Raw genomic sequence first — 14923 nt, 5'->3', positions numbered from 1 at the left:
TTTCGTCCATCCAAAAGCAGAGCGTAATCGCTCTGCTTTGGTGTGTTACTCAATATTATTGAAAGGTTTTTCGATTGATTAGCTCTCTAACCGCTTATTTGGTTAGCTTAGCTTCGACTTGCCCAAGAGCTCGCTGGTACATAAACCATGCACAGGTGCCTGCAAGTATATTACCTACCATAGCTCCCCAGAATAGGCCTTCAATGCCAGCGAGCTGCGAACCAACCCACAAGCAAGGTAAGAAGAAAGCGAACAGACGCAATGCAGATATCGTCAAGGCGGTGTAAGACTTGCCCAAAGCGTTCGAGATAGAAACCATCAGCATACAGGTACCCAAAGGCCCTAAGCTAATAGGCACGATCAGTAGGTGGTAGTTTAAAATCGTTGAGACTTCGTTGTCACTAGTCATGAGATTCGCCAACCCGCCAGAGAACAACCAGGTCACCAGTGCGATCACCAATTGGAAACCTAACACGAAGGTAACGGCAATCTTCACAAGACTACGTATGTTCCCAAGGTTCTTTTCCCCTAACATGCGGCCAATCATAGGTGGCATCGACATGGTCAAGGCAAGCACCGCAACAAGCGAGAAGAATTCAAAACGAGAACCCAGAGCCCAAGCTGCAACGGCAGCCGTACCGTAGCCTGCCAGCAGTTTAGTCGCCAACATAGAGGATACAGGTGGAAGCAATTGACTTACCATTGCAGGCCCCATGATGTTGCCAATTGAGCGAACACTCTTGCCGATATCAAGATCGTGCCAGTCGAACGTCATCCAATGTTTCTTGGTTACTTTGGGCGCCACGATAAAGATGCCCGCACCAAAAGCTAAGATGGTCGCGATAGCTGCACCATTGATGCCCATGTCGAGAGTAAAGATGAAGATTGGATCCAATATCAAGTTGATGATACTGGTTGCGATCATCATCGAACCGGGCAGCATAGTATTACCGTTGGCACGACACACACTGTAGTAAAAGTAGAGCAGTGCACCTGTCCAAGAACTGACTAGCCAATAGATCCAGTAAGAATTAATGATCGGTAATACCGTCGGTGGCGCATCCAACAACTGTAAAATTGGCCCACGTAATAGATAGATGATGACGGAGAAAAGCGCGACACTCACGCTGCCCATCGCAACCACCAATCCACCTAGCTGCTTGGCGTAGCGTATTTCGTTAGCACCAATTGCACGAGCAATTACGGCTGTAGTCGCAATGCCTAACCCGACTTGAATACCAATGATGATCATCTGTATTGGAAGCGTGAAGCCTTGAACAGCCAGCGGTAGCACGCCTAGCTGACCTATAAAGGCGCTATCTACAAGCTGGAAGCTCATTAGGGAAAGTACCCCAAACAGCATTGGCCATGTCATGGTATAGAGTTGTCGGCCAAGTGAAGGCGTGGGAGTTGCGGTAGTAGAATTCATATTAATCTTTTTGGTCTTTAAGATAGACTCACAGCGGTAAACGTCGAGCTGTGAAGAATTGTGTAAAGGATAACGTAAGGTCAGCGCGATACCAATGTTTGTTATGATAGGCAGGTTATCTTTGTTGGCTTTCGGTGAACAAAAAAGCCAGTCGCAATGACTGGCTTTGTAGTGTCTACTTTTCGTTGTATTTACTTGTTGGCGCTAAGCGTTACTTGTTCGCAACGTTACCAAGCTTCAACCACGTGTCGATAACCGTATCTGGATTCAACGAAACAGAGCTGATGCCTTGCTCCATTAACCACTCAGCTAGGTCGTCGTGGTCAGATGGGCCTTGACCACAAATACCCACGTACTTACCTGCTTTAGCTGCTGCATCGATTGCCATTTTCAGCATCGCTTTAACTGCTGGATTACGCTCGTCGAATAAGTGCGCAACGTCACCTGAATCTCGATCTAGGCCAAGTGTCAGCTGTGTCATGTCGTTCGAACCAATAGAGAAGCCATCGAAGTACTTCAAGAACTCTTCAGCCAGAATTGCATTCGATGGTAGCTCACACATCATGATGACTTTCAGGCCTTGGTCACCACGGCGAAGGTCGAACTTAGCCAAAATATCGATAACCGATGCCGCTTCGCTTGGAGTACGAACGAATGGGATCATGATTTCAACGTTCTTAAGACCCATTTCGTTGCGAGCACGTTTTATCGCTTGAGTCTCTAGCTCGAAACAGTCTTCGAATACTGGCGAGATGTAACGAGATGCGCCACGGAAGCCCAACATTGGATTCTCTTCATGTGGTTCAAACGTTTTACCTCCGACTAGGTTACTGTACTCGTTCGACTTAAAGTCAGACATACGCACGATCACACGCTTAGGCCAGAATGCAGATGCGATAGTCGCGATGCCTTCTGTTAGTTTGCTTACGTAGAAATCGATTGGATCTTTGTAGCCGCGAATACGTTCGCTGATTTCTGCTTTTAGCTCGTCAGTTTGTTCATCGAAGTTCAATAGGGCTTTCGGGTGAATACCGATCATTTTGTTGATGATGAACTCTAAACGAGCAAGGCCAACACCTTCGTTTGGAATCTGTGCGAAGTCGAAGGCGCGATCTGGGTTACCCACGTTCATCATTACTTTGGTTGGCAGCATTGGTAGCTCATCAACTTCAGAACGTTTGATTTCGAAGTCGAGCTCGCCTTGGTAAACGTAGCCAGTTTCACCTTCAGAACATGACACTGTCACGGTGTCACCGTCGTTTAGGTTACTTGTCGCTGTACCACAGCCAACGATTGCTGGAATACCTAGTTCACGAGCGATGATTGCTGCGTGACAAGTACGACCGCCACGGTTGGTAACAATCGCAGAGGCTTTCTTCATAACAGGTTCCCAATCTGGGTCTGTCATGTCTGTTACCAGAACATCGCCTTCTTGAACCAGTGACATTTGGTCTAGTGAGTCAACCAAACGAACAGGGCCAGAACCGATACGTTGACCGATAGCACGGCCTTCAACTAAGACATCAGCCTTGTTGTTTAGCTCGTAACGCTCGATAACGTTTTGGTCGCTTTGAGAACATACAGTCTCTGGGCGAGCTTGAACAATGTATAGCTTGCCGTCGATACCATCTTTTGCCCACTCAATGTCCATCGGACGTTGGTAGTGCTTCTCGATGATCATCGCTTGTTTTGCTAGTTCTTTGATCTCTTCATCGTTCAGCGAGAACTCGTTACGCTCTTGAGTATCGGTGTCGATGATATCAACTTGCTTGCCAATCTCTTGGTTGGTTGAGTAGATCATCTTGATCAGCTTAGAACCAAACGTCTTCTTAACGATTGGGTAGTGACCCGCTTCTAACATTGGCTTGTGCACGTAGAACTCATCTGGGTTCACAGCGCCTTGTACAACCATTTCGCCGAGACCCCAAGAAGAAGTGATGAACACGACTTGGTCGAAGCCTGACTCTGTATCAAGTGTGAACATGACACCTGAAGAGGCTTTGTCTGAGCGAACCATGCGTTGAATGCCCGCAGACAATGAAATGCCACGGTGGTCAAAGCCTTGGTGTACACGGTAAGAGATAGCGCGGTCGTTAAACAGAGAAGCGTAAACGTGCTTGGTTGCTTCTAGTACAGCGTCGATGCCTTTCACGTTAAGGAAGGTCTCTTGCTGGCCTGCGAAAGATGCGTCCGGAAGGTCTTCTGCAGTTGCAGATGAACGCACAGCTACAGACAATTCTTCGTTGTCTTCGATTAGCTCGCGGTAGTTATCACGGATGTCTTGCTCTAGTGATTCTGGGAAGGGGGCGTCTAGAACCCACTGTCGAATCGTTGCACCTGTCTTACGCAGTGCGTCAACGTCTTCAACATCAAGTTCATCAAGTAGTTGGTGGATGCGCTCATCTAGACCTTTGTAATCAAGAAAGTCGTTAAACGCATACGAAGTGGTAGCAAAACCATTAGGTACAGAAACACCAGCATTGGATAGGTTAGAAACCATCTCGCCCAGTGAGGCGTTCTTACCGCCGACTTTGTCGACATCTTCCATGGATAGGCCGTTGAACCATAGGGTATTATTTTGCATTTATTTCTCCAGAAACATAGCAAGCATTGTAGGGATTTAAAGGCAAACGATTACGTATCAGTTTAAAAAAATGTAAATTATTTTTAAAAGCTGTGGGGGACGTAATAGTCAGCAGGGTTTCGTTATATATATTATGGTTCCCATCCTACTCAAAATAATTTTAAACATTAAATAAAAAATGCAAATTGATATTCAAAGTCGTGATGTATTCTATGTTTCTGATGGAACGGCCATAACATGTGAGACTTTAGGGCATGTTGTTCTAGGTCAATTCCCTTTCAAAGCCAATGAAAAAACCTTTCCGTTTGTGGAAAGTGAGGACAAACTTTCTGATTTATTAAAAGAGATTGAAATTTCGTATCGCGATAATGGAGTCGAACCATTGGTGTTCTTTTCAATCGTGATTCCAGATATCAAGGCTAAGCTGCTTGAAGCGCCAGCGCACTGTTATGACGTGTTGGAAAGTATCGTTCAGAAGGTTCAGGATGATATTCAGATGGCACCTGTGCCTAAACTGCAACGTTCACGCAGTGTGAACAAAGATTCGGTGAAGTACTTCGACCGTATTGCTGCGATTGAATACACACTCGCACACGATGATGGCATCACGCTTAAAGGGCTGGAAGAAGCCGACATCATCTTGCTGGGAGTATCTCGAAGTGGTAAGACACCAACAAGCTTGTACATGGCGATGCAGTTTGGTCTGCGTGTAGCGAACTATCCATTCATCCATGATGATTTAGCGCGCTTGAAGCTGCTGCCTGAGTTTGAGATATACCGACACAAGTTGTTTGGTTTAACGATTGACGCAGAAAGGCTGACTGAGATTCGTGAGAACCGTTTAGCGGGCAGTGAATACGCGAGTGATTCGCAATGTTTGTATGAGCTACAAACCGTAGAGGCGATGTTCCGCAGAGAGGCTGTGCCGTACATCAATACCTCATCGTTATCGGTTGAAGAGATTTCAACGCGAATCTTAGAGCGAACTGGCTTGAGACGCCGGCTGCTTTAGCGTGTTATCGACGATACCTAAATTGTGATTTCATTGCGTCTGTTATAAGGAGCAGTGAAGTCGCTTTTTCTGTTATTTATATCTGCTACATCCAACCTTCCCCTCTCTCATTGTTAGCTCTTTCCTCTAAAATACTTATGAAAAAATAGCTTATTTCTTTGCCTATTTACCGGATGTGTAACTATTGTTTAGAGAACGGTTAACTAAATAACCGATAATTATTACAAATACATACGTCAGTTCATCAACAGGTTAGGGAAAACAGTTTATGAATATATCAGAGCTTACTATTCGCAGTAGGTTACTTTTCGGTAATGTCATCACGGTAAGCATTTTAGTTACGCTGTGCGTCGTCGTGTGGAATTCGATTAAAACGTTGAATAGCACCGATGCAATGGTTACGCATACCTACCAGGTGATTGATCAATCCAATCGCTTAGTTAATTCGATGGTCGACCAAGAGACAGGCTTGCGAGGTTATGCGATCGGTGGCCAGGAAGAGTATCTAGAACCTTACCATGCAGGTAAGCAGGCTTTTGAAGAGAGCTTATCGACAGTAAAAATGCTCACTAGTGACAATCCTGCTCAACAACAACGATTTGATGAAGTAAATCGAGCAGCTATGGAGTGGCAGAAGTATGCTCAAGAAGTTATTGTTTTACGTAAGAGTATCCATGATGGACAGGCTTACGTTAACCAACTCCAAGCATTGATCGCGAGTGGTGTCGGTAAAGAGAAAATGGATAACCTGCGAGCTGAGATTGCTACAGGGCGTTACCTAAATGGCGAGGCTCTTATTAATCACATGGTAAACATGGAAACAGGTTTACGTGGATTTATGCTAAATCGTGAAGAAGCTTTTTTAGAACCTTACCATCAAGGCAAATCGAAAGTTGATAAGCAGCTAGCGTCTATGGGGAATAGCCAACTATCGCGTGATATTCAATCATGGATTGACGATTATGCATCGAGGGCGATTACATTGGTGCGTGAATCCAACCGATTTAGTTCCATTGATGAACTTTACGTTAAGCTTGCCAAAAAGCAGGGCAAGCAATATATGGATGGCTTGCGTAATAAAGTGTCTGAAATCATTAACGTCGAGCAAGTACTCATGGTTGAAAGAAAAGAGGCAGCAAGCTCAGCCTCCGATTTAGCTCTGATGGTACTCGTTGTTGGTGGTGTATCTTCAGTCGTATTCTGTTTCGGTTTCGGTGCTTTGATCTCTCGAAATATCACCTCACAGATAAACTACGTTATCGGTGTCGCTAAGCAACTAGCGAAAGGGGATCTCACCGTAAATATTGAAAAAGGTGCGAAGAATGAAATTGGAGAGTTAACCAACGCGTTGAAAGCAACCGCAGAAAGCTTAAAAACAATCATTGGCAACATGATGGTTGCAAGTGAACGATTGAGTAGTTCATCAACTCAGCTCACCAATATTACGGTGACTACGAATAGCGGTGCAAATGAGCAAATGTTGATGACAGATCAAGTTGCTGTTGCGATGAACCAGATGTCTATATCCGTTCAAGAAGTCGCAAGAAATGCTGTTGATACTGCTCAATCAGCAAGTGAAGCGAGTGAGGAAGCGATGCAAGGTTTGACCGTAGTACAAGAGACAACGATGAGCATTAATTCTTTGGAGTCTGAGATCGAAAGCACGATGGATCGTCTTGAAGATCTTTCCCGTGAAGCCACCAATATTGGCGGTATTCTTGATGTGATATTAGATATTGCCGCTCAAACTAACTTGCTTGCATTAAATGCAGCTATTGAGGCTGCGAGAGCGGGAGAGCAAGGAAAAGGCTTTGCTGTTGTCGCTGATGAAGTGCGAAGTCTTGCTCAACGAACACAAGATTCGACCTCTGAGATACAAGGCTTAATTGAGCGCTTACAGCTTGGGACGAAAGATGTAGTGAACAGCATGCAGAAAAGCAGTGATATTGCCAAGAAGAGTGTAGAGAATGCTGAGAAATCAGGGCAAGCTTTTGATGTTATTACTCGTTCCATTAATAGTATCTCTGATATGAGTACGCAGAGTGCCAGTGCCTCAGAAGAGCAGAGTGTCACGGTAGAACAGATTAATCAGAATGTAGTGAATGTTAGCCGTATTACTAAAGAAAGCGTTGTGGGTGCTGAACAAACGGTAGAGTCGAGCCAAGAACTAGTGAACTTATCGGAACAACTTCAAAACATTGTTGGTCAATTTAAAGTGAAGAATGTCAGCTGAGAAAACCGTGAAGGAGCTAGAGTGTTTAAACCAGCACAAGAAGTGAAATATCCAGCATTTACTCAATGATATGAGGTGACTTCACTTCACTCACTTTCAGAAAGGAAAAAGCAGCCTTGATGCATGTTTGTATCGAGGCTGCCTTGTTTCTAGCGTGTACTTTAGTCTCTAAGCTACTATGTCATTTTAGCTGAGACGACTAACGCAGTAAGCTGATATCGAGCACTTTGCTTTTGTTCTCCATCCAGCGGTTCAAGTCATGTGGCCACTCTATTGTCGCCTCTGCGTAGAAGCCACGAAGCATCGAGAAATACACTGCTTGGTCGATAAGAGGCTGTGATGACTCACCATTCTCTAGATCCAGTAAGAGCTCGGCATCTTTCAGTAATGGGTTAATCAGTTGAACGAACTGAGGTGTCTTTTCTAAGAGCTCTTGAAAGTTAAAACCTTCAGTTTCTTTACTGGCACGCCAAGCTTCTTTGGCTCCTGGAGAGCGATATTCAGCCAAGTCGAGGTTACACCAGCGTGGGCGTCCAATCTGTTGAGTTAGCGGGAATGCGCGAGCTTGGAATACAGTGACTTGCTCTGATGGCACACGCTGCTCATCGCTTGATTTCAAATCCAAGAAGTACGCGATGATATCTAAGCTCTCAGCCATGATAGAACCGTCGTCTTTTTGTAAGACAGGCACCATCTTTTTGCCGATCAAATCGATAAGGGTTTGGGCATCATCATAATCCACAGAAACAAGTTCGATGTTTAATCCTAGAGATTGAGCGATGTAGGCTACTCGTGCGCAGAAAGGGCAGTGGTCGTAAATATAAAGCTTCATAGCTTCCTTTAGTTCAGGTAATTACAAATATAAGATGATGCTAATGTACCAGAAAGTCTTGCAAATACTAAGCTTCAATCGACGCTAAGTCTCAATAAACGTTAAGCACCAATAAACTGTAGGCATTAACAAACAACAAGTACTTGATGCAAATAGTCTTTGATTCATTCAATTGTCTGTTGGAGCTAGTTTTACTGCAATGAGTAAACTAATGGGAGGCTGGTAGGGATTGTAGGTATAAAAAAGGCCCTGGCTGTTCACTCTAATGCAGAAGAGTGAAATCAGCCAAGGCCTCAATTTTGTTACCTTTAGCAGAGTGACTACTAAAAGAGCGGAGCGGTTAGACTATGCTTTTTTAAGGTCTTTTGCAGGGTAAGTAAGCGTCATTATTGCGCCTTCTACTGTTGTAACGTGAACGTAGCCGCCACCAGCACTTAGGCCAATTACTACCATTTCACCTAGCTCAACACCTTTTGTTGCTACAACGCGATCATCAACTGAAAACACTTTACACACCTTCAATAAATTAAATTAATACGATAGATATCGAACGCGGATTTAAACAGATGGTACCCCAATCGACTAATCCGGTTGTTTGTCGTAAAGATTAAATTTAGTTATGCATAAATCGGTATTTATTAAAAATCAGCTGGTTACCCTAGCAGTGATGTTATTTATCGGCTGGATAAACGACACCGACTTGCTGACGCATCTCTGTAATTAACTTGGCAACAGTTAAAGCGCGTTGTTGGGCGTGAACTTGAGTTTCTTTATCACCCTCAATGCAGCTTACAAAGCCTTGTGCTTCATAACTCATTGAGTTCTCGCTTTGTGCTTGAGTGAGGTTTTCAATGCTGCCATCACGGTAGCGGATCTTAACATCAGTACATTCAGCGATGTGATCGATGATGATTGCTCCTTGCTCGCCTTGGATCTCGCTTGGTGCGTAAGAGTCGCTGACTTTGGAGTGAGCAAGCGTCACGTCAAACTCAGGATACTGGAAGATCGCACAACCATGCGCATCCACACCGGAATCAAGTAGCTTTGCAGAAGCCTGTGCATTTTTGGGTTTGCCAAATAGCGCGACTGTCGCGGCAACACAGTAGAAGCCAATATCGACTAATGAGCCGTTAGAAAAAGCAGGATTGAAGGTGTTTGGGTTCTCACCGTTTAGGTATTTTTGGTAGCGCGATGAATATTGGCAGTAATTGATGTGTGCCTTATGTACCTTGCCAATCTTTTCTAACCCAAGTTGAACTTGCTTAAAGTTCGGTAGGAATTGAGATTTATACGCCTCAAACAACACTACACCGTTTTGCTGAGCAACCTCAAACATTCGGGTTGCTTCATCAATATTCGATGCGACAGGCTTCTCACAGATGACATGCTTGCCGTTTTCCATCATGAAGATAGATTGCTCGCAATGCAGCGAGTTTGGTGAAGCGATGTACACGGCTTCAACAGTTTTGTCATTTGCCAATGCGTCGAGTGAATCATAAGTTGTTTCAACGTCAAATTCTTGAGCGAACTGTACCGCGCTGTCTAGATTTCGAGAGTAAACCGCAGCAAGTTGCATCGATTGAGATTCGTGCGCAGCTTGAACAAACTTTTGTGTAATCCAATTGGTTCCAATTACAGCAAACTTAATCATATAGGTATCCAGTCGTTAGTCGTCGTTAGTATATTGATTCTGCAGAGATAGTAGCACTCAACGGCTGGTAATGTGCCTGAGATTTACGGAACAATTTCCCAAAACATAGTGCCTAATATTAATAATCAGCCTTCACAGAGCGTCTGAGTTGACCAGTGTAACGGTGCACAACTAAGCCATTTTTGCTAAGGTATTATGGAATTCAAACAAGGTGATGATATGCAAATCCGGACGGCCAAGGTAACTGATATTAACGCGATCTTAGCGCTCTCTGAGCAGATAAACCGTCAACATCATCTTGGTGCGCCTATGGTATTTGCGCCAGTGTCACAAGGCTTGGCCGACAGTGAAGAGTATTGGTTAGGTTTGATGCTTGACCCACTTGGCGCTTTCTTGGTTGCAGTAGACGACAAGCAAGTCGTCGGCTTTTTAGCAGGTAAGGTAACGCAGAACAAAGGCGTCAGTTTTATTCAGCCGCACAAGGTGGCAAGGGTGAATACGATTGTGGTGAACGATCAGGTTCAGAGCCAAGGTGCTGGCCGAGCGTTAATGAAGTCGTTTAATCAGTGGGCGCAGGCGAGAGGGGCAATAGAACTTAGGTTGGAGGTAATGGAGTTTAACCAACAAGCTCAGGGTTTCTATGAGTCGTTAGGAATGGAAACTCAGTCACGAACCATGTCCATGCGTTTTGAGGAGGTCTAAAGGTGCGTCTGTTTTTGCCTTTATCACTGTGTTTACTGTTTATAGCTTCGAACGCGAATGCTGAGCAGGTCGTGGTCGAGAAAATAGTCTCTGACGCGACCGCTATCGAAACCATCGTATTCGAGTCTGCTCCGGCTCATTCTCAACGTGTCTCGACTTCTTCCTCTAGTTCAACCTCTTCAGTGAGCTCAAACTCCAAGCATGTGATTATTGTGGATGATGTTCTTAACAGTAGCCCTGATGAAAAGGTGGCTCAGCTTTCTCAAGGCTCATCGAAGCGCCCGCCTCAAAGCTCCTCACGACAGTTTTACAACGTACCGGATAGCGCTCCTGAGATAGATTCGTTGTCGCAAGTGGTCACCTTGGTCAAAGTCGATAAATCGAAACGTAGGATGTATCTGCTTAAAGGCGAAAAGGTGATTCAGGAGTTTCGTATTGCGCTAGGCAAACAACCGAAAGGGCATAAACGCTTTGAAGGGGACAACCGAACGCCGGAAGGGACATACCAGCTCGATTATGTGATGGAAGAGTCGGACTTTTATCGCTCAGTACATATTAACTATCCGCAACCTTCAGATATGCAATGGGCAGAGCAAAATGATGTTGATCCTGGGGGGAACATCAAGATCCACGGTATCAAAAATGGTGAGCGTCGTTCGCCTAGTTTTATTCAAAGCTTTGATTGGACGGATGGCTGTATCGCATTAACCAATCAAGATATGGATGAATTTCTCCAACTTGTAAAAATGGGTACCCCTATCCATATCGAATGGTAGGTATCGGTACCCAATTTTCCTGAACAGCACCGCTAGAGCCAGTTACAGCAAGACTCGACCTGCACTGAATATCGCAATCACGATGAGCAGGGCAATGGTGACTGGTTTGAACTTCGCTCCGCCAAACCTCTCGAACAGTTTAGAACCGACATAGCCGCCAAACATGCTACTTGGTAGGAGTGCTAGAGTAAGCCAGACCACATCACGGTCGACTAACCCCGCGATAGATGCCGATACAAACGCACTGGAATCTGCCAACACAAAGAACGCAATCAGGCCTGCTCTGGCAATGTGGGGTGCGACTGGGCTTGCCAATGCATGCGTGCCAATCGGAGGCCCTGACATTGAAGCCGCGCCGTTCATTACACCCGCAAGGCTGCCCAGAATATAGGGAGCAAATCTAGGTTCACTTTTGTACTGGAACCCTTTGTAGATCATAAGTGCAGACGCAAAAATGAAGGCACTAATGATCAAAATTATTGTATCTTGGCTAACAGACTTGAGCAGAAGTAAGCCGACCGGAGTGAAGGCTAGACAAGGGATAAACACCTTTAAAACCCAGCGCCAGTTAACGTGCTTTCGAACTTTAGGCAGTAATTGAACATTGCCTAGGAGATCGATCAACATGAAGACGGGAACCAGTTCGATAACAGGCGCGAATAACGCACTTAATGGCAATGCCACTAAGGTGAAACCGAAACCTGAGAAGCCACGAACAATAGCGGCGAAAATGAAGATTGCACCCAAAATTGGGAAGGTTGGACTAAAAATGAGATCCATAAATTAAGTAACCAATGAAGCTGTCTAAATGGAGCGAGCTAATGAAACCAAGTGAGTAGCGGAATGTACTCCTACTCACTTGTGTTTGCTACCTAATTTTGAGGTTTCCCGAGAGTTAGTTTTAAAGCCTCTCGGGGTTGTTTTTACAGTATTCGCTTGGTCAATTTATAGAGGTGAATTGATTCGGGAAATCAGTGAATACGGCATCTACTTTTGAGATGAATTTGAAGTGAGACGGATCGTTTACGGTGTAGCACCATGTTTGGATTTTTGCTTCACCTAGTGTATCGAGATCGCTCTGAATCACGTTTTCGTAGTTCATGTGGCAGCTGAACGCTTTAACTTCGTCAATCAACATCAAGTCGGCTTGAGTCAGTTGCTCTGTAATTACACCAACGCGGTATCTCGGCAGGTGACGAGCCATTTCAGAAACCACTTGATGGCTGAAACTTGAAAGCAGCACTCTGTCGGTGTCTAGATTTGAACGAATCAACTCTGTATGTAGCAAATCAACGACATGAGGGGCTTGATGTCGACTGTCGACTTTAATTTCTAAGTTGACGCTGAGATCATGCTGCTCAACAAGCGCGAGCAATTCTTCCAGCGTCAATATTCTTTCACCAGCGAACTGCTCAGACTTCCAACTGCCAAAATCAAGCTGACGCAGTTCTGCAAGGGTGTGTTCGTCGACACGACCTTTGCCATCGCTGCAGCGCTCAAGTGTGTGGTCGTGACAAACCACAAGTTGATCATCCTGAGTTGGCTGAATATCTACTTCAATCCATTTCAAACCGAGCTTAGCGGCTTGTTCAATGCTTGCCTTGGTATTTTCTGGGTGAGTACCTGCTACACCCCGATGACCTACGATGATAGACGACATAATTAATCCTTCTTGAATGCGCATCGTAAATAGTTATTAAATATCACTTTTCTCTTTTACGCTAGATTAATCGTTATATTGATTTGTCTAGAGGTTACTCTGCAAATTGAAGGTGTGCTCTAGTGGCACTGTTTTCGTTGTCCACATTAATGAAAAACCTCTCAATCGAGAGGTTTTAAAGTTCCGGTGTTAAAGACCAATATTTAGTGTGCGATATCGAGTTGGTTGTCTTTCACGCCGTTAATACGGAACCAACCTGCGATACTGAATCGCTCTGTGTTTGTCGGCAGTACCTCGTGTGGGAACTGTTCAGACAAGAACACAAATAGACGACCTGACTTTGGTGGAATGGTCGCGATATGGTTGTCTTTCAGATCGTAAACCACAAGCTCACCTGCGTCTTCTTCTGTCCACTCGTCATTCATGTAGAACACGGTAGTCAGACGGCGGTTCTCATTGCCTTTGAAGCAGTCTAAGTGCTTTTGGTAGAAATCACCTTTTTCGTATTTAGCAAAGTGCGCTTCGTACTCGAACAGACCCAAAAAGAACGCTTGGTTTGCCGCTAAACGAATTTGTTCCATCTTGTCTAGGAACAGAGAAGCTGGCTCGCCCATGTCGCGGCGTACCCACTGAATTTTGTCACTACGAATGGTCGACTCTCGTGTTACTTCATCGTTACGGCCAATCCTAGCCTTTTTCCAGTTCTCTGGAATGCAATCCCTCAATGCTACCACTTCTTCATGCGTTAAGAAGTCATCCCAAACAAAGTAACCTTGGGTAGAAAGAGCATCGATTAGTTGGTTCATGTATAGCACTCAGACAATAAATTAGAGGCGCATATATAGTCCTAATAACTCAGGGCAACAAATCACATGTTTTGTCGTCACGATAAATGGTGTTGGCAGCTTGAATCGTAAGGTTTATAGAGCAAGGTTTACGGCAATGCGGCATTCGATAATGGTGAAAACTACCGGATGAAATAGATGAGTATTTTTGGAATGTGCTTCCATTGTTCTGAGTTGAATTGGATTTTAGTAACGTTGTGGATACCAATAGAAATCTTGATTGGAGCTCTCTATCTTGTTTGAGATTGTTGCTTTTAACAAAATGATCACAATTGGCTGTAAGTTTGCTATGGTGTAGGTCTGACCAGTTGATTTATCGCAAGGAGTGGGTTTGCAGCTGCATACCATTAAAGGCTACATCCAAGATATGTACTTGGTGGAGTATCCTGACAAATTACTGTTGCTCGATGGTGCATGTCGAGCCGACATCCCGCATTTGAAGACTTTCATTGAAACTGAGCTTATGCGTGATTTTTCTGATCTACACACGGTGGTGGTGACGCATATGCACCCAGACCATGCAGGCGCTGCGCATGCACTCAGAAAACTGACTAATTGTTATTTGGTGGCAGCAAACCGAGACAAAGATTGGTATCACGGCATTGATGGTATTTTGATGCACTTGACTGATCTAGCCTTAGCAAGATGGATGGCGAACCGTTTAGGAAGACCCAAAGCGAACTTGTGGTATTCAAGAAAGTTGAAACCGGACTATAAGCTGTCGGATGGGGATAGTATTCCGGGGTTTGATGACTGGTTGGTTCTAGAAACGCCGGGTCATACCGACAGAGATCTTTCTGTCTATTGCCCATCACATAGCGTTGCCTATGTGGCAGACCTAATGGTGGAAGTGAAAAAGAAGCTGATTCCGCCTTTCCCTATCTTTCACCCTAACAAGTACCGAGAGTCAGTATCTCGTATCTATGACATGCAGCTGGATACTTTGCTAGTGGCGCATGGAGGACAAGTCGATTTTAGTGAGACAGCCTTTGAACACTTATTGATGAGCGCCCCAAGAAGACCTGTGACGCATTGGCGGGTAACCAAAATCAAAGCTAAGAAACTGCTGTTATCGATTTGGCGTTTTGGTTTGCAGTCTCATGGTAAATCCAAGAAATAGATAAGCCAAAGTAAAAAGCAGAAACTAGGGCGTGTTGATCTTTCGTGAGTGTTTTTTGAACAGCATGGTAAAGAGTTAT

General features: G+C 44.7%; 13 protein-coding genes. 5 read left to right on the top strand and 8 right to left on the bottom strand.

Going from position 1 to position 14923, the window contains the following annotated elements; translation table 11 throughout:
• Positions 1-94 precede the first annotated feature (94 nt).
• Both ACED45_RS19120 and ppsA read right to left on the bottom strand, forming a co-directional pair.
• On the bottom strand, positions 95-1429 hold the full coding sequence (locus ACED45_RS19120; RefSeq protein ID WP_371714762.1) for an MATE family efflux transporter: 1335 nt from the start codon (positions 1427-1429) through the stop codon (positions 95-97).
• 211 nt (positions 1430-1640) lie between these two features.
• Positions 1641-4013 carry a phosphoenolpyruvate synthase gene (gene ppsA, locus ACED45_RS19115; protein ID WP_371714761.1) on the bottom strand — a complete coding sequence of 791 codons (2373 nt, stop codon included), beginning with the start codon at positions 4011-4013 and terminating at the stop codon, positions 1641-1643.
• Positions 4014-4191: 178 nt separating this feature from the next.
• Here ppsA and ppsR point away from each other — a divergent pair, with 178 nt between their 5' ends.
• Both ppsR and ACED45_RS19105 read left to right on the top strand, forming a co-directional pair.
• Complete coding sequence (ppsR, locus tag ACED45_RS19110; protein ID WP_116870933.1) at positions 4192-5025, top strand: posphoenolpyruvate synthetase regulatory kinase/phosphorylase PpsR; 834 nt, start codon at positions 4192-4194, stop codon at positions 5023-5025.
• 268 nt (positions 5026-5293) lie between these two features.
• Positions 5294-7258 (top strand): CHASE3 domain-containing protein, encoded by a 1965-nt coding sequence (locus tag ACED45_RS19105; RefSeq protein WP_371714760.1) that lies wholly within the window; start codon positions 5294-5296, stop codon positions 7256-7258.
• 199 nt (positions 7259-7457) lie between these two features.
• On the opposite strand, the gene grxB is transcribed toward ACED45_RS19105, so the two are convergent.
• The 3 genes from grxB to ACED45_RS19090 form a co-directional block, all read right to left on the bottom strand.
• Complete coding sequence (grxB, locus tag ACED45_RS19100) at positions 7458-8090, bottom strand: glutaredoxin 2 (protein WP_371714759.1); 633 nt, start codon at positions 8088-8090, stop codon at positions 7458-7460.
• Positions 8091-8435: 345 nt separating this feature from the next.
• Positions 8436-8597 carry a hypothetical protein gene (locus ACED45_RS19095; RefSeq protein ID WP_009846296.1) on the bottom strand — a complete coding sequence of 54 codons (162 nt, stop codon included), beginning with the start codon at positions 8595-8597 and terminating at the stop codon, positions 8436-8438.
• Positions 8598-8760: 163 nt separating this feature from the next.
• Positions 8761-9741 (bottom strand): Gfo/Idh/MocA family protein, encoded by a 981-nt coding sequence (locus ACED45_RS19090; RefSeq protein WP_371714758.1) that lies wholly within the window; start codon positions 9739-9741, stop codon positions 8761-8763.
• A gap of 219 nt (positions 9742-9960) precedes the next feature.
• Here ACED45_RS19090 and ACED45_RS19085 point away from each other — a divergent pair, with 219 nt between their 5' ends.
• Positions 9961-10443, top strand: coding sequence for a GNAT family N-acetyltransferase (locus tag ACED45_RS19085; RefSeq protein ID WP_371714757.1), 483 nt, complete (start codon positions 9961-9963; stop codon positions 10441-10443).
• Between the two features lie 2 nt (positions 10444-10445).
• A complete protein-coding gene (locus ACED45_RS19080) occupies positions 10446-11219 on the top strand; it encodes a L,D-transpeptidase family protein (RefSeq protein WP_371714756.1) in 774 nt (257 codons plus the stop codon).
• A 42-nt stretch (positions 11220-11261) separates the two neighbouring features.
• Here ACED45_RS19080 and ACED45_RS19075 read toward each other — a convergent pair whose 3' ends face one another.
• The 3 genes from ACED45_RS19075 to ACED45_RS19065 all read right to left on the bottom strand — a co-directional run bounded on the left by ACED45_RS19075 (position 11262) and on the right by ACED45_RS19065 (position 13685).
• Positions 11262-11999, bottom strand: a complete 738-nt coding sequence (locus ACED45_RS19075; protein WP_371714755.1) for a sulfite exporter TauE/SafE family protein — start codon at positions 11997-11999, stop codon at positions 11262-11264.
• A 160-nt stretch (positions 12000-12159) separates the two neighbouring features.
• Complete coding sequence (locus ACED45_RS19070; protein WP_371714754.1) at positions 12160-12879, bottom strand: glycerophosphodiester phosphodiesterase family protein; 720 nt, start codon at positions 12877-12879, stop codon at positions 12160-12162.
• A 203-nt stretch (positions 12880-13082) separates the two neighbouring features.
• Positions 13083-13685 (bottom strand): 2OG-Fe(II) oxygenase, encoded by a 603-nt coding sequence (locus ACED45_RS19065; protein WP_108020116.1) that lies wholly within the window; start codon positions 13683-13685, stop codon positions 13083-13085.
• A gap of 370 nt (positions 13686-14055) precedes the next feature.
• On the opposite strand from ACED45_RS19065, the gene ACED45_RS19060 reads away from it, so the two are divergent.
• Positions 14056-14844, top strand: a complete 789-nt coding sequence (locus ACED45_RS19060; protein ID WP_371714753.1) for an MBL fold metallo-hydrolase — start codon at positions 14056-14058, stop codon at positions 14842-14844.
• Positions 14845-14923 lie beyond the last annotated feature (79 nt).

Source organism: Vibrio crassostreae (assembly GCF_041439375.1).
GTDB classification, from domain to species: domain Bacteria; phylum Pseudomonadota; class Gammaproteobacteria; order Enterobacterales; family Vibrionaceae; genus Vibrio; species Vibrio crassostreae_D.
This window is presented reverse-complemented; position numbering and strand designations above follow the sequence as displayed.

Excerpts from the sequence above, each read along its gene's own strand:
- ppsR (WP_116870933.1), top strand. The coding sequence starts at position 4,192 with ATGCAAATTGATATTCAAAGTCGTGATGTATTCTATGTTTCTGATGGA.
- ACED45_RS19120 (WP_371714762.1), bottom strand. The coding sequence starts at position 1,429 with ATGAATTCTACTACCGCAACTCCCACGCCTTCACTTGGCCGACAACTC.
- ACED45_RS19105 (WP_371714760.1), top strand. The coding sequence starts at position 5,294 with ATGAATATATCAGAGCTTACTATTCGCAGTAGGTTACTTTTCGGTAAT.
- ACED45_RS19065 (WP_108020116.1), bottom strand. The coding sequence starts at position 13,685 with ATGAACCAACTAATCGATGCTCTTTCTACCCAAGGTTACTTTGTTTGG.
- ppsA (WP_371714761.1), bottom strand. The coding sequence starts at position 4,013 with ATGCAAAATAATACCCTATGGTTCAACGGCCTATCCATGGAAGATGTC.
- ACED45_RS19075 (WP_371714755.1), bottom strand. The coding sequence starts at position 11,999 with ATGGATCTCATTTTTAGTCCAACCTTCCCAATTTTGGGTGCAATCTTC.
- ACED45_RS19085 (WP_371714757.1), top strand. The coding sequence starts at position 9,961 with ATGCAAATCCGGACGGCCAAGGTAACTGATATTAACGCGATCTTAGCG.
- ACED45_RS19070 (WP_371714754.1), bottom strand. The coding sequence starts at position 12,879 with ATGTCGTCTATCATCGTAGGTCATCGGGGTGTAGCAGGTACTCACCCA.
- grxB (WP_371714759.1), bottom strand. The coding sequence starts at position 8,090 with ATGAAGCTTTATATTTACGACCACTGCCCTTTCTGCGCACGAGTAGCC.
- ACED45_RS19090 (WP_371714758.1), bottom strand. The coding sequence starts at position 9,741 with ATGATTAAGTTTGCTGTAATTGGAACCAATTGGATTACACAAAAGTTT.